This is a genomic window from Desulfovibrio sp. 1214_IL3152 (assembly GCF_036763055.1).
In the GTDB taxonomy this organism is placed as follows: Bacteria; Desulfobacterota; Desulfovibrionia; order Desulfovibrionales; family Desulfovibrionaceae; genus Desulfovibrio.
The window spans coordinates 1-16,170 of sequence record NZ_JBAIYW010000112.1 but is presented as its reverse complement, the minus strand read 5'-3'; the positions used below and the strand labels follow the sequence as shown (position 1 = coordinate 16,170).

Genomic DNA, 16,170 nt, shown 5'->3' with positions numbered 1-16,170 from the left:
AGAAGAGTGTAGTATGATGGCTCAAGTCCAAAATCTCCTTGTGTGGCAAGTTGTTGTGGTAACTTCTTATACCACATACTGCTGAGATTTTGGACTTTTTTGTTACCCCTTAGCCGGACAGCAATGAGATTCAATGTATTTAATTGCAATCTCTGCAACCCGATCAAACCAAGCACGCAATGGAGGGGGAACGACCAGGCAAGCAGCTAGCCGCTGATCCTGTCTAATCTCTGTGATTTTATTATAGTCTGCAAAAATTTGTTTCCTGCCGTAATCGCTATCAAAATCCGTGGTGACAGCAAAAGCGGCACGATATCGCCTTTTTGCTCGGTCGGTCACAGCCGAGGCAAGGCAGGCGGCAGTTCCGTCATCAAGGCCAGCTTGCCCAAGCAAAACAGTAGCAACTGCAATAATTTCAGCACTTCTCTTGTTGACGTGCCGATCTTGAAAAGCTGGTATCACTTTATATTTGAAGGCTGCAACAGGGTCTTCTGTGCATTTATCTTCGAATATTGTAACTCTACTGATTTGAGTTTTAACATTCGATAGCTCTATCATCAGTCCGTCAAGTCCCTGCGACGTGGCACTGACATGAGGAGCTCTTATATACGCCTCTTTACCATAGATTTGCCGAGCGGCAATCCACGAGATTGCCTCAAAAATAAAACCATCGCGCTGAGGACGGGGATAGCCAGTTCTCACTGTTTGTTTTCTATCCTGAATGGTCAGTCTAATTTGGGCTTCGGTTTTTAATTCAGGAGTGGTGAAAGCTGGTGTTGCTGGTACCAGTTCTGATAGGATATGACTTGCTTGGGCAACCTGTCCCATTGCAATGATAGCAATCAAACGTGCGATTTGCTCATCATCAAGAACTTGCCAGCGTTCTCCAGTACAATCGTTATCGATCTCACACTGCTCGGTCATAAGGTGAGTCATTTACTTCGTACTCCTGTCTCTGCCTGCAGCAATATCATCCCAATAATCTACTCTTCGGTGAATCTACTACGCTTCATTCTTGTGCTCCTATGCCAGGAACACGAATTGTTCAATGGCATACTTTTTCGGGAGCGCAAAATCTCAAACACAGCATAATGAGTAAAATTGAATATTATATTTTTGCTTTGTAAATTCGTCGTATTATAGCATTATGTCCAGAAAAATATAATTTAATATATATACTATTTCCTTCCGAAGTCTTACGTATTGAAAAATAATCTTGTCCTTTAAAATTTAACGAAAAAACAGATACAGGATTGATAGTGTTATCACTCCAATCAAAATCATTCCTTTCAATTATTTCATCCTGAGGAATAAGAAATTTTTGTTGCCGATAAAATAATTCCCATCCTACCAACATTATCGGAAAATGTGATAAGTTGCGTATTGTTATTGTGTGCCCCTCTTCCTCACTTCCTGTCCAAGTCGCATAACTATCTACTTTTAAACGGTTATTCCAAAGTTCCCAAAACTTTACACCCGCTAAAAACGTTGAGAGCAAAGCACCCCAAACGGCCAAAATCTGCGTTAGTGTCAAGCTACTCGTGTTCATTGGGGTACCCCTGGATGAAATAATGTGACCGAAACATGATTCGTAGGGCAATTTACATTGCGGTCGGTGCATCATTATTTTAGTGCTGCGTGCTTTTTCACAATCACTCCTGCCGTATTGTCCATACGGTACTGCACTATAGTTCCATCGATTATGCGATTGCAGACTTCAACAGCAGTTTCCACGCTGACGGCAAACCATTCTTCGGGGTGGTAGGGTTTGCCACTGGCGCTGATAAGAGTCATTTTCAGCCGCTGCTGATACAAAAACGCATGGATAAGGTTTTCAAATTTTTGTGGATTAAGGTTGAAGCACTCTATTTGGGCCAGTAAACGTACCGGAGCTTCAAGGTAGGTGGGATCGGTTTGAGCGTTTTTGATGCGCTCATGAACGTCCTGACTTGAGTAGCCTATTTTCACCAATTTGCCGGTGGTTTTCAGGCTGGCAAGTGCCGGAGCCGTTGTTTCTGAACCCAAAATATAAATATACCCTGTGGGTTTATCGCCATGCGAAATGGTGAAAGACTTGTCGGAAAACAGATTTAGATCAAAATTGACCCGCCGACTGTGCGGGTCTTTATACAAAGCACGGGCGAGAGAACGTTTGAGCAAATCGGCCTCTGTGCCGTTTTCAAAGATAACGCGCAGCCGAGGGTTATCCCTTTTGGAATCAGACGTATCCTCCTTGAGAATCCTGTCTACATAACAGAGTTGCCCCCGTAGAATGAACATTTGTCCGACAGCAGCTTCGGACTCACTGGAAAACCGCTCCAGCATGACGGCCTTGGTATTAAGAACGCCCTGCACATCCTGAAAGAGTTTTTCATACAGGTAAAAGTCTTCGCACGCCTTGCGGCTGGCTATTTCGTCCGGCATATCCTTATCTGTGAGTGGCCTGGCAGGCGTGGCGGTAAAAATGGAAGTATCTATGCCACCAAGCAAGCCAAGGTCATCGTCATCATCGAAAATATCCTCCAGGGAAGTAACTTCCCTCACAGCAACAGGCGCGTCTGGCAATGATTTGCAGGGAACAGGAGCAGCCGCCTTTTCGCTCAACAGCCCAACATTGTCATACTCCAAGACTTTTACGCGCAGTTCAGGACGCGTCCTGTACCCCTTCAAGCGCCATGCAAGGGGCTTCTCTTCCGGCTTGTTTTCATCCGGCTCCCGCTTGTGTACTTCAAAAAAGGCGACAAGCTCCAAAAACGCGGAAACCGACGAATCCGTAGTTGCCGCATTCTTTTTCTTTGTAGGCACTACTCCGGCGAGCAGACCAAGGTCATCTTCTTCGTCAAAAATGGCATCCAGAGAAGTTGCCATGGAACGTGGCGCGGAGCGGAGCTTCACGACTACTCCGTTTTTGCGGCTTGCGCGGCCTGGATCTGTTGGGCTTTTTTGTTCCGCACATAGGCCAGCACTTCCGCCAGCCGCCGCTCATAGGCATCCGTGGCGTTCAACGATGGTTCAACTCCGAACTGGCGTTTGAAATCCTTGATTCTGGGCCAAAGCAACACGGCTTCTTCTTCGCTCACACTGCTGCGCTGGGCAGTGACTTGATCCTGAATGGTTTTCAGCATGGGCGCGGTAACAGACTTGGAGAGAATCTCATACGCGCCCTGAAACGGGTTGACGCTTTCAATTAAATCGATATTCAGCGAACTCACATTGATGAACTTTTCCCCCACCCGCAGAAAAGCCAGAGCGCCTGCGGAATTGGAGGGGCCGTCATCCCTATCGGTCGTAGTATCACCTGGGATAACCTCTGCCCCCGGCGGCAGCTCCGTAACCAGGCCGCCGTTGGCGGTAATAACCATTTGCGTTTGAGCAAGGTCGTTAAGCATCGACACATCTTCCGGCGGTAAATCAGGAAAGAGTTGCGTAATGATTCTGGGCATTGCCGCTTCGGTAAGGATTTTGTGCTCGTCCGGCGCTGCTATCACCGGATTGACCGCCTCCGGGGTATTCAGCAGCGTCGTTACGATCTGCTCAATGCCGCCGGAATTCAAAATTTCATGCACACGCGGCGATATTGGCGCTTCTGAGTCGTCAATGACAATATCACCGGGCTGGAGCGTTTCGCCTTCGCGCAGCAAGGAACGAGGCCGGAACGTGATATTCGGAGCCAACACTTCGCGCATCAGCAATGACAACGTAATCGCTTTGAGCATATTGTTGACGGAGTTTTTTACGTCTTCGTCTTCCGCATCCGGCTGCGCGATCAGGTTGGTAAACTGCGCGTGACTTTTGCCTTCGCAATCGCGCGTGGCGCGACCAATAATTTGCACAACTTCTGTCAGGGAGGAACGGTAGCCAATGGTCAGTACATGCTCGCACCAGGGCCAGTCGAAGCCTTCTTTGGCCATGCCCAGAGCAATAATAATGTCCATTTCATCCCGCTGCCGTATATCGCGCAAGAAGGACAGCACGTTAACCCGCATGGGATCGTCCGTAACCAAATCCGCAACCTTGAGCAATTTGCCGTCACGGGTTTTCAGCGTCATGATGCCCGTTTTAGGGTCTTTATCTTTCACCTCACCAATGGCATCCAGCACATAATCCACTTCGGAATATTTCTGGCCTGTAGATTCCGCCGAATTGACATTGGGAATATGGACAATGGTTTTTTTGTTCAAATCCAGCACTTCTTTCATGGCTTCAAAGTAGCGGCCCTGATAGAAATGATAGCCAAGCCCAAGAGATTTCAGATGCTTGTAGCCATTTAGCTGTTCGTAGTACGTATAGGTCACTTGCGTGAACAGGGCCTCTGCTTCTGGGGGCAAAATGGGAACTTGATCGCCGCGAAAATAGGAACCTGTCATGGCGACAATGTGGGCCGATGAATTGCGGATCAGCCCATCCACCATTGCGCCCAGCTTGTTCCCTTCTTCCGCCGAGGTATGGTGAAATTCGTCAATGGCGATAAGCATATTGTCAAACTTGCGGGCATCGCCAAGACGTTCATAGGCATTACGCAGAGTGGAATGAGTGCATAACAGGAAACGGGCTTCGGGGTCGTCCAAAAATTCAATGAGCTTATTGATTTTCCATTCATTACCGAGGGTACAAAGGTTGTACCCGGCATCCACATGCCAGTCGGCAAAAAAGCCGAAGGCGCTCAGATTGGTATTGGCAAACGAGCCGCCAATGGAAATTTCCGGCACAGCGACAATGGCTTTGTGCAGCCCCTGATTCATCACTTTATCGAGGGCCAGAAACATCAAGGCGCGGGATTTACCGGAGGCCGGGGGCGCTTTAAGCAGCAGATATTGCGCGTTTCTGGCTGCATAGGCCCGCGCTTGCATCTCGCGCATACCCATAGGATTTTGCGCGGTGCTTTGCCCTGTTTGCCCATAGTGAACGGTTAAAAGCTCAGTTGTCATCGCTCGCGTCCTCTGCACCGATATTTGCGGCCTCGTTCTGGGGATTTTTTGCTACCAATTTTTCATACAGCGCAAAAAGAAGCTGCAAGCGTTCTTCGTCACTGGCAAAAGGCTTTTTGCGGTATAAGGCATCCACGGCAATATCCAGGGCGGTATGTGCTTCCCGTAAGGGTTCCGGCATCTTGTCCGGGTCGTACATGTCGGCAAGGGTCATGTCCGGGTACATTTCGCGGGTTAGCAAGATGTTTTCCGCGAGAGTTTCTATATGTTTTTTTTGGGGTCCGGTGGGCGTGGGCCATGGGAACGTGTTGTAAACTAAGGAAGCTGAATATCTATAGTCGCTTTTTAATCTTCCACATACTGTGCGCATCCAAGTCATGTGTGCGAGGGAAGTGAGTATTCCAAAATGGTAAAGAGTAGCATTGGGCATTACAATGTTTGAATCTCCAGAAATAATATCGGGAGAAATAAAACCGATAGGAATATATTTTCTTTTTTCAGATGAATGACGCGGAATTAAAATATAATTATTTTTTGGTTGACGTATTTCACCAAATAAATGCGGCGTTTCTGCCAATATTTTCGTTGCCACTCTTTTACTGCCCAATCTTTTATCTTTGATTCTTTGCAAAATATCTCGCAGAAATACCTGGTTATTTATCTCTGAAGGTTCAGCATCCTTTAGCCAAAGACACCACCTCTCAATGCCATTTATAAACTCATCTGCACCCCAAAAAAGCCTAAACCATTTGGTCATCTCAGGGTATTGCCTTAAAATATCATTTTTTTCTTCATTTGAATATTTACTAAGCAACCCTTTTGCATCATTGGGCATATTTCCAAAATCTACCTTGGGAATATCACATAGTGGGAACTTTCTGTTTTCAATAAATACATCAGCGGCTTCAACAAGATATCCATTAATTTTTTTGGCGGAGATTACATTTCCGTCACTATTGTAAAGCATTTTATCTGCCCAGTCATTGCGCCCGAAGCCGACAATTACACAATGCACAGCGGCGTTTCCTCGTGCTTCATTGCCCCATTTAAATGTACGATATGCAAAATGGATTTTTATGCCGTAGGCATTGAGCATATGTTGCCACAAAATAGCTACTTGTTCGCCTTGACATATAGAGTTTGTGGAAACAAAGGCAGCGCGGACCATCGCATTGCACCTCATCACATCAGCTGTTTTTTTATACCACGCTGTCACATAATCTAAATTACTTGCCCCGCTAACCCCAGAAAAAACCTGCATCAATTGATCTTTTTGCTCGGCTGTTATTACGCGTGCCCCGCCAAATGGCGGGTTACCTAAAATATAGTGCAGCTTTTCAACCGGAAAAAGGTCATCCCAAGAAACGGCGAGAGCATTGGCACAAACGATCTCCGCAGAGTGTTGCAAAGGAATTGACGGAAACACCGAGCCGAATGCTTCACCGAACTTCACGTTCATCACATGCTCCATGAGCCACATGGAAACGCGGGCAATTTCAACGGGAAACTCTTCCAGCTCTATGCCGTAAAACTGGTTAATCGTAACCTTGGAGAGTAAACGAACGTCCATAACTTGTGTTTTGGGCGGTTCATCCTTGCGAATAGCCAGCAACACCTTGAGTTCCAACTCCCGCAACTCACGATAGGACACCACCAAGAAGTTGCCGCACCCGCAGGCCGGGTCAAGAAAACCAAGCGAACTCAATTTTTTCTGAAAATTTTTAAGGGCTTGCGATCTTCTCTTTCCAGTCACCTGTGCCGCAATCTGCTCAAATTCTTCATACAGCGCATCAAGAAAAAGCGGACGCACGACCTTGAGTATGTTTTTCTCGCTGGTGTAATGCGCCCCCAGTGAACGCCTTTTCTCCGGGTCCATGACCGCCTGAAACATGGAACCAAAAATAACCGGAGAGATATCTCTCCAGGACATATTGCCGCAATCCAGAAGCAAGCGCCTCGCCTTGCTATCAAATTTGGGAATGCGGCAGTGTTCTGCAAAAAGACCTCCGTTGACATAGGGAAAAGTTTGGAATGTTGCGGACAAATCTTTCCGCTCTGGAGCCTGGTCCGGAAGGTTCAGCACCGTGAACAGCGTTTCAAAAAATTCCGTGAGGTCGGAACCGTCTTCTTTGGTGAGCGACTTGACCGCATGGGTCATCTGGTTTGACTGGGGAAAAATGCCTGTATCTTCCGCAAAGAAGCAAAACAGCAGCCGAGTAAGGAACACATTGAGCGTGTGAAGATCATCGCTCTCATAATGGTTGGTGGCTTGGATGGAGTCGTACAGCCGCCCCATCTTTTCACACGCTTTGACATCGGCGGGGTGCTCGGCGTAGGCAACGGCCTTTTCGTACTGTCCGGTCAGGGGCAAAAAGAACTCAAAATTGGTTTTGAAATCGTCAAAATCAAATTCAGTGAAGTCGTCGACCTTGCCGTCATAGGCCAACACGGTTTTGAAGTCCGTTACCATGACAAAACGAATTTTGTGCTGCGCAATCAAAGGCAGAGCAAGAATACGTTCCAAAGATCCTTGCGGATCCTCTCCTTTTTGCAGCGGGTGGAAGTATATTTTTTGCGCAACGGCAACATCCCCGGCGACCTGCGCGACATTGCGTTGCTTGTCGCCCATTTGGAGGCGCTTGATGGTGGCTTTGGGCATACCGTAGGCTAAGAGAAAGGAAAATATAAAGTCTTCCCGCGCTTCATCCACAATCGTTTCCAACGCGTTGATGATTTTTGCCTGATTGAGAGCCGCCATGTGTCCTCCAGCCTACCCCATGTCTTTAGAGGTTGTATAGTTTTGAAAGCCAAATCGTCACAAAATTTTTGTATTGCTATGTATAACCATTTCAATAGCTACCCGCATGTTTTCAAGCGCCGCTATCAGCCCATTTTTATCTTCATCCGTAAGTTCAGCCTTTCAAGTTCATTTAGGGCGCGGTGCCCTGACTACTGCTCGTCACAATGGAAGTATGCTGCAAATGGCAAAGAAGAGCAACAGCACCGAACGTTGAAGCGATTAGATGGTGTCTGCAGATACCCCTTGAAAGATTCATTGTTCTTGTTGCAATGCAGTGCTCGCCCTAGAGGGTGCCCATATAGAAAAATAGTTTACATCCGCATGACAATCTCAAAGTATACTGATGGGTGCTGCGTTGTTGTGCAGCACCCACAGTATGGTGAGGTGAGAGTAGTCTGCTGGTGGGCTACTCGGAAGCCTTTTTGGCCTTCCTTGCTTGTTGCGCCTTAGCGATGACGACTCTGGCATGTTCTATACGGTTGTTGGACATGAGGGGCTGCTTGGCATCATACCTGCACAGCGTCTTGTACTCGTCTACGGTGATGCCGTGCTGTGCAAGATGTCTGGAAGTGAGGATGCTCCTCTCCTGGCCACAGATACAGCATTTGATATGCTCATCCGTGATGGCTGCTTGAGGTTTTACAACAAGATCACGCTTGGTATATTTTTTCTTGGGAGTGACATTTTCAGCGTTGGAAGGTTCCGTCATGGCATCTGTAGCAGATTCTGCATCCGTGGTAACAGGCTGGCTCTGCTGTCTTTTCTCAATAGCTATATTCAGTATTTTGGCTTTTTCATATTGCTCCATGATGAATTCAATGGGCTGATCACTGTATTTGTTAAAGATGGCATTGAACAAGTCTTTGTCTTCAAGGGCCATAGGATGTTCTCCTGTGTGAAGTTTGATGAAGATGTGTGTATAAAGAATCTTTCTCCATCACCTATAGAAAAATAATCTGTAGAGCAAATGAAAACTTGTTATAGACAAGGTTATTATTTTCTTGCTGAACATTGACTCTGTAAGTCGGCGTATACGGCATGGTTTACTTCTTTTTAGCCTTGTTTAGTCTACTTGAAGAGGACACTCTTGAACCCTTGGGGTTGTGTTCCTTGGATCTTGTTTTAGCCAGGTAACTTGCTGCATGGACAGCATCGTTCTTCTGCTGTTCAAAATCCTCTGAGTTCCTGTTGATCATGATTCCATTGCCCTGGTTGCTCTCGCAGTAATGGACTAGACCGTCCTTCTCTGTGTTCAGTTTCTTTTTTACGTGTTTGTTGACAGTTTCGTATATCGTGAAGCCGTTACGGATGGCATGCCCATTGACTAGGAACAGTGCATGGTAATGAGGGTTGTTTTCTTCAGATGTTTTTTCTGTTGTCCAAATGACATGAAGATCAGGCTTGTTGGGTGAATTTTTAAATTTTGAGTTTATATTTCTCTTGGTGTTTTCAAGTATCCTTGTCATTTCTTTTCCACCTATGATATTTTCTGAGTCTTGTTCAGAGTGTATATCTACTCTTGTACAAAGAACTTTTGAATGTTTTTTTGTCATGCATTCTACAGTATCAACAATTTGATCAAGAGTTTTTGTGTTACAAGTTAGGTTGTTATCTTTTCCTGTGTTGATGTCATAACCACGATATTTATTAGACGATGTTGTTTTGTTTGACATGGTAATCTCCATTTAGTTTATAGTCTCATTGTATATACTGGTTTGGATAATTTTTAATATGTGTTCGCATCTTTGCTAATGCGAACACATTTCATATGTAGGATAATGTTATGAAGTTAAATTTTTATTGTTCGCATTCATTCTTCGGTTTAAAATTAACTCCTTTATTTATATTTACCATTGTATTTAAATTGAATTAGATTAATTAAACTAATTAGATTAATATAAGATATTACTTTAATCCTGAATGTCTCACTCAAACACCTCTGCATGATCGATTGTGAAGAAATTGTATCTTTAATTTTTCTGCATATAATTGCCTGCGATATAGTCTGTTTTTTCAGAATGTTGAATGAACTTCTTTGACAGCTTGGCTTCTTGCCTCCTTGGCTGAATCCAGCTATCTGTAGGGCATGAACACTGCTGGCATACGACTTGAATTTATTGGTCAGGCTGATCCTTCACGCCCGAAAGGGGAGGGGCTGCCTCTATATCTCTCCCCAGTGGAAGCAGGTTTTCCATCACCTGCAGAAGACTTTCTTGATACGCGGTTGGATCTGCACAGCCACTTGGTGCGCAATGAAGCTGCCACCTTCTTTTTACGGGCGCATGGAGAGTCCATGATCAATGCGGGCATCCATGATGGCGACCTGCTTGTGGTGGATCGCTCAGAGAGTGCTGGGCACAATCGCGTCGTCATTGCCGCATTGGATGGCGAGTTGACGGTGAAGCGCTTGGTGCGTCGTCAAGGGCGCGTTTTGCTGATGCCAGAAAATCCAGATTACCCTGAGATTGACATCACCGAGCACGAATACGTCCACATATGGGGAGTGGTGACCTATGCCGTCCACAAGCTCTAACCGACCCTTGTGGGCGCTCGTGGATTGCAACAACTTTTATGCCTCATGCGAAAGGATTTTTCGTCCGGACTTAACTAACAAGCCCGTGGTGGTTCTTTCCAACAATGATGGCTGTATTGTAGCGCGTTCACAGGAAGCCAAGGCTTTGGGCATTGCCATGGGAACGCCAGAATTCAAAGCCCGCCCTTTACTGCGGCAGCACAATGTTGCCGTTTTTTCTTCAAACTATGCGCTCTATGGCGATATCTCCGCCAGGGTTATGGCTGCACTGGAACACGTTTGTCCGCAGGTTGAGCAGTACTCTATTGATGAGGCCTTTTTGTGTCTGGATGGAGCCTTGGTGCCCAACATAGAGGGAGTAGCACGCGCCTTGCGTGAGACTGTTCACCAGTGGACAGGGATTGCGGTTTCTGTGGGCATCGCCTCCACACGTACTTTAGCAAAGCTTGCCAATCGACTGGCAAAACAATCTTCTGGTGTGTGCATTTTCACAGGCGGTGAGTCTGACTTTGTGGAAGTGCTTCGCACTTTTCCTGTTCGGGACGTTTGGGGCATCGGCTGGCGTCAGGCTCAGAAGCTCTATGGCGTCGGGATAACTTCCGCATGGGACTTGCGCCAGGCCGATGATATTTGGCTGCGTAAAAATCTTACGGTCACGGGCTGGAAGACAGCAATGGAACTTCGAGGCGTTCCGTGCATTGATGAAGATGAGAACCCCATACGCCGGACACTGGTGTCATCCCGCTCTTTTGGCCAAAGTGTTCACGACCTGTCCTCTCTGGAACAGGCGGTATCCACATTCACAGTGCTGGCCGCCGAGCGCCTTCGTCGTCATCAGTTGGTTGCTGGTGGTATTGGCGTGCATATTCGCACAGCACGGCATAACGCGCGTTGCTTCCACGATGTAACAGGCCAAAAAGTTCTGTTCCCAGCCACGGCGGACACGGTTGCCATGCTACGCGCTGCACGTAGCGTTTTGGCATCCCTTTACAAAGAAGGCCCAGCTTATGCCAAAGCTGGTATTATGCTGTACGACCTCTGTCTCGCAAACGGTCTACAGGGAAGCCTGCTTGCAGACCCAGAAGCCAATGTGCAGTCCCACCCGAATGCCCTGATGGGCGCACTCGACAGAATCAATGTAAAATTTGGTCGAGGGGCTGTACGCTTTGGCGCAGAAGGTCCGCAACACGCTGCTTGGCATGTGCGTCAGGAACACCGCTCCCCACGGGCTACAACAAATTGGGCGGAACTGGCTGTGGCCAGATGCAGAGATAAACTTGCCCCACGTTATGCCTGTAGAGTAACGCCTTTTGAGGTAGCCTCCGAAAAGAGCAGCTAGTCCAACTACCTTAAATCATTGATGACGGCTTTTTAAAAATCCCTCTTGAGAGATAAAAAGAGGGATTTTTGAGGGGTAAAGCGTGGGATACAGCCCTTCCTGTGGAGGGTATGAAGGACAGGGTGCGGGATAGTGAGTGGGATTTTTGAGGGAAAAACGAAGGATAGATGGATACCCCTGAGCGGTTGATCTCGTTGTACCATTACCGGCAGATGGGGCTTCAAAGTAAGAAAAGCGTACATCGTCAAATGTACGCTTTTCGTATAGGGGCCTGTGGAATTACTTATTCACCAGGTAGGCTGTGGCTCGGCCGTTTTTATTATTGTGGACGAGAAGGCCTTTTTCGGCCAGCGCCTGCAAAACTTCACGAGCCCGTGTATCACCATAGCTCAGTTGTGTTTTAGCATCTTTCGTGCCAACTTCTCCGTGGCTCTTCGCGTACTCGTAGACCTTGCGTTCCTCCTCTGACAATTCGCAATGCTCTGCCTCCCCCGCATTTTCAGATGCCGCGCTGGCATCATATGCTGAAACCATGGACTCCGCTGGCTCATCTGCAGGAGGTAGGAAGGGGATTTCCGTTCCGTCAGCTCCGGTAGCCGCCAAAAACTGCCATTCCGATGCCCCGAGCGGCAGATGGAGCCAGAAAGTTCTTTTTTCGAGGACGGGAGCTGGTTTGCTCGCATTGAAGCGCACACCAACGGTCAAACCATCATCTGCAGCTGCCGAACGCACTTTTTCACTTTCAACGGCTTCTCTCAAGATTTCCGTACGGCTCACGAGCGCAATGACCGTTCTGGCGCGGATAATAAATAGCTGGCTGCCCCGTGCCTTGTCGCTGTGGGCTATGCCTCCTTCATGTTCAAATTTGTGATGGACAAGTACAACGCAGAGTCCGCACTGCTGGAGCTTCTCCACCCAGTCCAGCACCTCCTGTGCAGCCTTTCCCTGATGAACAGCATCTCCCATTAAAGCTGTGAGGTTGTCCAGGAACACAAAACGACACTTGTGTTCCAGCAGGTAGTGAAACAAGCCCTCACGAAATTGTGCATCCGTAAGTGAAAAGGTATTGCAGAATTCCGGAAGGTCATCTCCAAATCTGGAAAGTCCAAAAAAACGATGCCCTGTTTCGGTGGTAAGGCCATGTTGTTCAAGGTTTGCGCAATACTCGTCATGCGGAGTTTCTGCGTCTATGTAGGCAACATTGCCAGCATTAATGCCGACGCCTCGGAAAAGGGGCCACATGATGTCACCCTTGATGATGGAGTGGCTGGCAGAGAGAGCAACCTGAGTTTTTCCCGCTCCTTTTGCTCCCATCAGTACCGCATAGCTACCAGGGCGTAGGATGTGGTAGAGATTTACGTCGGCCAAGTTATATGCCCGTTCTGGAGTTAAGGCAGGGTTGGCTGGAGCCAATGCATGGGGCTGAGTTGTTGTGCCCAGATGGGTTGCTATTGTTGGCGCTTTGAAAATGCCCAACTTCTGGCCCCAAGCCACGAAGTCATCATAGGAAAAGCCCTTCTTGGCCACCTGTTCCATCAGCCACGTGGGACGCTCAACAGTATCAAGCCGCACAGCCCCACGCAGCAGTTCATCCTCTGCATCGGTGACACCTGTTACATGCTCTTTTAGATCACAGCTTGGCTTGGAGTGAAGTAGAAAGCCAGGATAGATCCGAAAATCCTGAGCCCACGCCCCCATAATGTAATCCCTATATAACTTGACCATCGCCATGCATACCTTTGTCGGAGCAGGTACAAACACAACCTCATGGCCATGAAAGTAGTTCCATGGCAGTACGGAAAGGTCAGTGCCCAAATGAGCTGTGATAATGAATTCTTCGGGATCGTAACCTTGCGTTTCGCCAAGCATACGCTCAAAGGCAAGAGCTGTACGCATGTCCTGAAAGAAAATGACCGGAGCGAACGGGTGTTGGTCCATAAGGTGCTGGTTAAGGAAATGGGCTGTCGGTTTGTACTTGCCCATGCAAAGAACCCCACGCCCAACAGTGGCAGGGAGACAGAAATCATTTCCATTCAACCGATAGCGCAGGATGGCTCCGATTATCTGCCCGGCATTGCCGTAGATGTACCTTATCTCCATCAACTCAGCGCAAGCCGATCCAGCCGGAAGTCCAGGCAGATGAAGACTGTCAGGCACGTCTTCTATTGGCCGCGATCCACCTTTCAATTCAACAGCATGCCTATCACTGGAAAGCTTAGAAAGGTTATCAAAGCTCATGCTCAGGATATTGGCCAGAGTCGCCAAGGCATCCATTCTGGACAGGTTGAAGATCATGCAAAGCAACCTCGCCCATGTGGTGCCTGTGGTTCTGAGGTTAAGAGTCCACCTCAGTTCGTTATCTGGCCCAAGCTCGCCAGAAACCGTCATGCTCTCACGGCCATGGCTTTCCTTGATATTCAAAAGCGCGCGAAGATTGGCATTGCTGCCGGAAGCGAACTGGCAAGATGCCTCTCGCTCAAGAAGAGCCTCAAAAACAGCTGCCTTGATCAGGACATCATCCAAGCCGCAGATATTGGTGGTGTTCGCCATACCAAGCGCAGCAGTAAAGGCAGAAGAAAACGAATCCTTTCCTGCCAGCGCAATGCCATCTTCAGCTTTATTGGCCTGATCGCGAGCAGGCCATTTGTCGATGAATCTTTTCAAATGCGTGCGAGTGTACGTTTGCTGGGCAAGTGAGGCTTGAGAAGAGTGATGACAACGGCTTAAAGGCGCAACCCTTGCCGTAGTATCAAGGGTCATTTGGGACACCGAGGCAGGAGTCTTGTCATGGCAACCGAGTTGGCGAACCCTTGTGGCTGGTTGGCTTGTCTTTATTGCCTCTTTAACCATTTCTTTATAATCAAAGGTCATTTTTCCCTCCATGAGCAGGAGAAGCAGATGTTGGCCTGCTTCTCCTGGCATTAAACCTAGATTTTTTTAGGGTAAAGACGAGAGGTCAGTACGGGCTTCCAGTCCAACTTCCATTCGATATAGTCAACCTTGGCCAGATCTTCCGAGGGGAGCTGCAACATTTCGTGCATCTCTTCTCTGAGGCTAGAAATTGCGTCACGTGTATCAGAATCCATCTTTTTCGCATCATAGCTTTGAGCGCTAGCGATGGCCTTGCCAAGCGGTTCTGTAGATTTTTCATTCGACATAGCAGACTCCATATCTGATTCTCCCCTCTCTCTTTTTGGAGAGGGGACGGGTTAAGCGGTGGTACGATAAACGGGCTACAGGGTCGTCAGGCTAAGCTTTCATTGGCAATTTTTTTTCTTAGCCTCATTTTCCATCCTGTCTAAGGTGGAGCTCTTGCATATTGCATTAATGCTCCTCCTTATGCGTTTTCAGGAACAACCCGGCGAGATTTCATGAATGTCGTGACATCTGCCAAGCTATAGCGGACAGACCTTCCTACTTTTGAGTAGGGGATGCCTTTTCCGTAAAATCTGTGAGCCCTGAGCGTTGACAAGCTCAACCTTGTGAGGCAACTTACTTCTCGCTCATCAAGCCATCTATCCAAGCTCTTTTCTTTGAGCACAGCGTCTTTTTCGTTCATTTCCCTATTCCTCCACAAAAATTCTCGCGAGTACTCTGAGTGTACGCTATGGGCAATGACGCCGATTTTTAAAAAACGGCGAGGGCGCATGGCTCTAGGAGATTTTTAAATTTTGGCGTTCCGAGCCACACTACAAAAAGCAAAAATGGCTGGGCAACATGACTCCAGATATATCTGCCCTCATGTTGCTGACGCCAAATATTTCACGCAGAAAGTGAATGAGACGAAATGGTGGGGATGACCACGAAGAGATTGGGAATAGGAACTACTTGCGTAGCCCTGCTCCTCTCAAAAAAAGAAGGGCATACTATCGCGAGGCTTTTTACTGATTGTTTCTGGTTTTTAGCAGACGTGTTGGGAATGGTGTTGGGAAAACAAAGAAGGGGTTACCTGTAATCAGGTAACCCCTTGAAAATGTGGTGGAGAAGAAGGGATTTGAACCCTCGACCCCCGCCTTGCGAAGGCGGTGCTCTCCCAGCTGAGCTACTTCCCCACGCGCATAAACAGCGCAGAAAGAAAGCAATAGGCAATACACGTCCCGCTGTCAAGTGCTTTGCCTGTCCCCTGATCCGGCGGCCCTTCCATCATGGTCAGACAGAGCCTGTGAACACTGTCTGCAGAAGCGCCATGCAGCCCGGCGCAGGCGCTCAAGGCACGGGTTCGGGCGCAGCACGTCATGTCACGCCGTGTCATGCTGCGGCAAGCCGGAACACAGATTGAAACACAAATTTAAGCACAGATTGGCACACCGCTTGGATTGCAAGCCGTTTTATGCGTCCAGCCCTTGAAGCCAAGGCCCCATAACTACGCAAAGACACGGAGTAACCCGCCACAATGCCGCTTTGCGAAAAGGCGGTAAATGCCTTGGCAAGACGTTTACCGCCTGCTTTTCCTACGCCCTGACCGGGCACGTGATCCCGGCCGTCTCGCAGATGTGCCGCACCCTGTGTTCATAGCAATGCCCGTTGCGAAGGTGCTCGCGCCAGGCCCGCCGCACATCCGCAATCCGCG

At 48.0% G+C, this 16,170-nt stretch carries 11 protein-coding genes and 1 tRNA gene; 2 read left to right on the top strand and 10 right to left on the bottom strand.

What is annotated here, in order from left to right:
• Nucleotides 1–102 precede the first annotated feature (102 nt).
• The 7 genes from V6C07_RS02175 to V6C07_RS02145 all read right to left on the bottom strand — a co-directional run bounded on the left by V6C07_RS02175 (nt 103) and on the right by V6C07_RS02145 (nt 9,401).
• Entirely contained in the window at nt 103–936 is an 834-nt protein-coding gene (locus V6C07_RS02175) for a hypothetical protein (protein ID WP_333534749.1), read from the bottom strand.
• Between the two features lie 172 nt (nt 937–1,108).
• Complete coding sequence (locus V6C07_RS02170) at nt 1,109–1,549, bottom strand: hypothetical protein (RefSeq protein WP_333534748.1); 441 nt, start codon at nt 1,547–1,549, stop codon at nt 1,109–1,111.
• 74 nt (nt 1,550–1,623) lie between these two features.
• Complete coding sequence (locus tag V6C07_RS02165; RefSeq protein WP_333534747.1) at nt 1,624–2,895, bottom strand: GIY-YIG nuclease family protein; 1,272 nt, start codon at nt 2,893–2,895, stop codon at nt 1,624–1,626.
• A gap of 2 nt (nt 2,896–2,897) precedes the next feature.
• Entirely contained in the window at nt 2,898–4,928 is a 2,031-nt protein-coding gene (locus V6C07_RS02160; RefSeq protein ID WP_333534746.1) for a DEAD/DEAH box helicase, read from the bottom strand.
• The gene (locus tag V6C07_RS02155; RefSeq protein WP_333534745.1) at nt 4,918–7,686 is read right to left on the bottom strand and encodes a DNA methyltransferase; all 2,769 of its coding nucleotides are present in this window, start codon (nt 7,684–7,686) and stop codon (nt 4,918–4,920) included. The genes V6C07_RS02160 and V6C07_RS02155 overlap by 11 nt, the downstream gene beginning before the upstream one ends.
• Before the next feature lie 448 nt (nt 7,687–8,134).
• Nucleotides 8,135–8,608, bottom strand: coding sequence for a MucR family transcriptional regulator (locus V6C07_RS02150; protein ID WP_333534744.1), 474 nt, complete (start codon nt 8,606–8,608; stop codon nt 8,135–8,137).
• Nucleotides 8,609–8,771: 163 nt separating this feature from the next.
• The gene (locus V6C07_RS02145) at nt 8,772–9,401 is read right to left on the bottom strand and encodes a YagK/YfjJ domain-containing protein (protein ID WP_333534743.1); all 630 of its coding nucleotides are present in this window, start codon (nt 9,399–9,401) and stop codon (nt 8,772–8,774) included.
• Nucleotides 9,402–9,814: 413 nt separating this feature from the next.
• Between V6C07_RS02145 and V6C07_RS02140 the strand changes: the two genes are divergently transcribed.
• Both V6C07_RS02140 and V6C07_RS02135 read left to right on the top strand, forming a co-directional pair.
• Nucleotides 9,815–10,261, top strand: coding sequence for a LexA family protein (locus tag V6C07_RS02140; protein WP_333534742.1), 447 nt, complete (start codon nt 9,815–9,817; stop codon nt 10,259–10,261).
• Nucleotides 10,242–11,600 carry a Y-family DNA polymerase gene (locus V6C07_RS02135; RefSeq protein WP_333534741.1) on the top strand — a complete coding sequence of 453 codons (1,359 nt, stop codon included), beginning with the start codon at nt 10,242–10,244 and terminating at the stop codon, nt 11,598–11,600. Before V6C07_RS02140 ends, V6C07_RS02135 begins: the two co-directional genes overlap by 20 nt.
• Nucleotides 11,601–11,879: 279 nt before the next feature.
• Here V6C07_RS02135 and V6C07_RS02130 read toward each other — a convergent pair whose 3' ends face one another.
• From V6C07_RS02130 to V6C07_RS02120, 3 genes are all read right to left on the bottom strand, one after another.
• Entirely contained in the window at nt 11,880–14,471 is a 2,592-nt protein-coding gene (locus tag V6C07_RS02130) for an AAA family ATPase (RefSeq protein ID WP_333534740.1), read from the bottom strand.
• Nucleotides 14,472–14,527: 56 nt separating this feature from the next.
• Nucleotides 14,528–14,758, bottom strand: a complete 231-nt coding sequence (locus V6C07_RS02125; RefSeq protein ID WP_302548535.1) for a hypothetical protein — start codon at nt 14,756–14,758, stop codon at nt 14,528–14,530.
• Between the two features lie 818 nt (nt 14,759–15,576).
• Nucleotides 15,577–15,652, bottom strand: a tRNA-Ala gene (locus V6C07_RS02120).
• Nucleotides 15,653–16,170 lie beyond the last annotated feature (518 nt).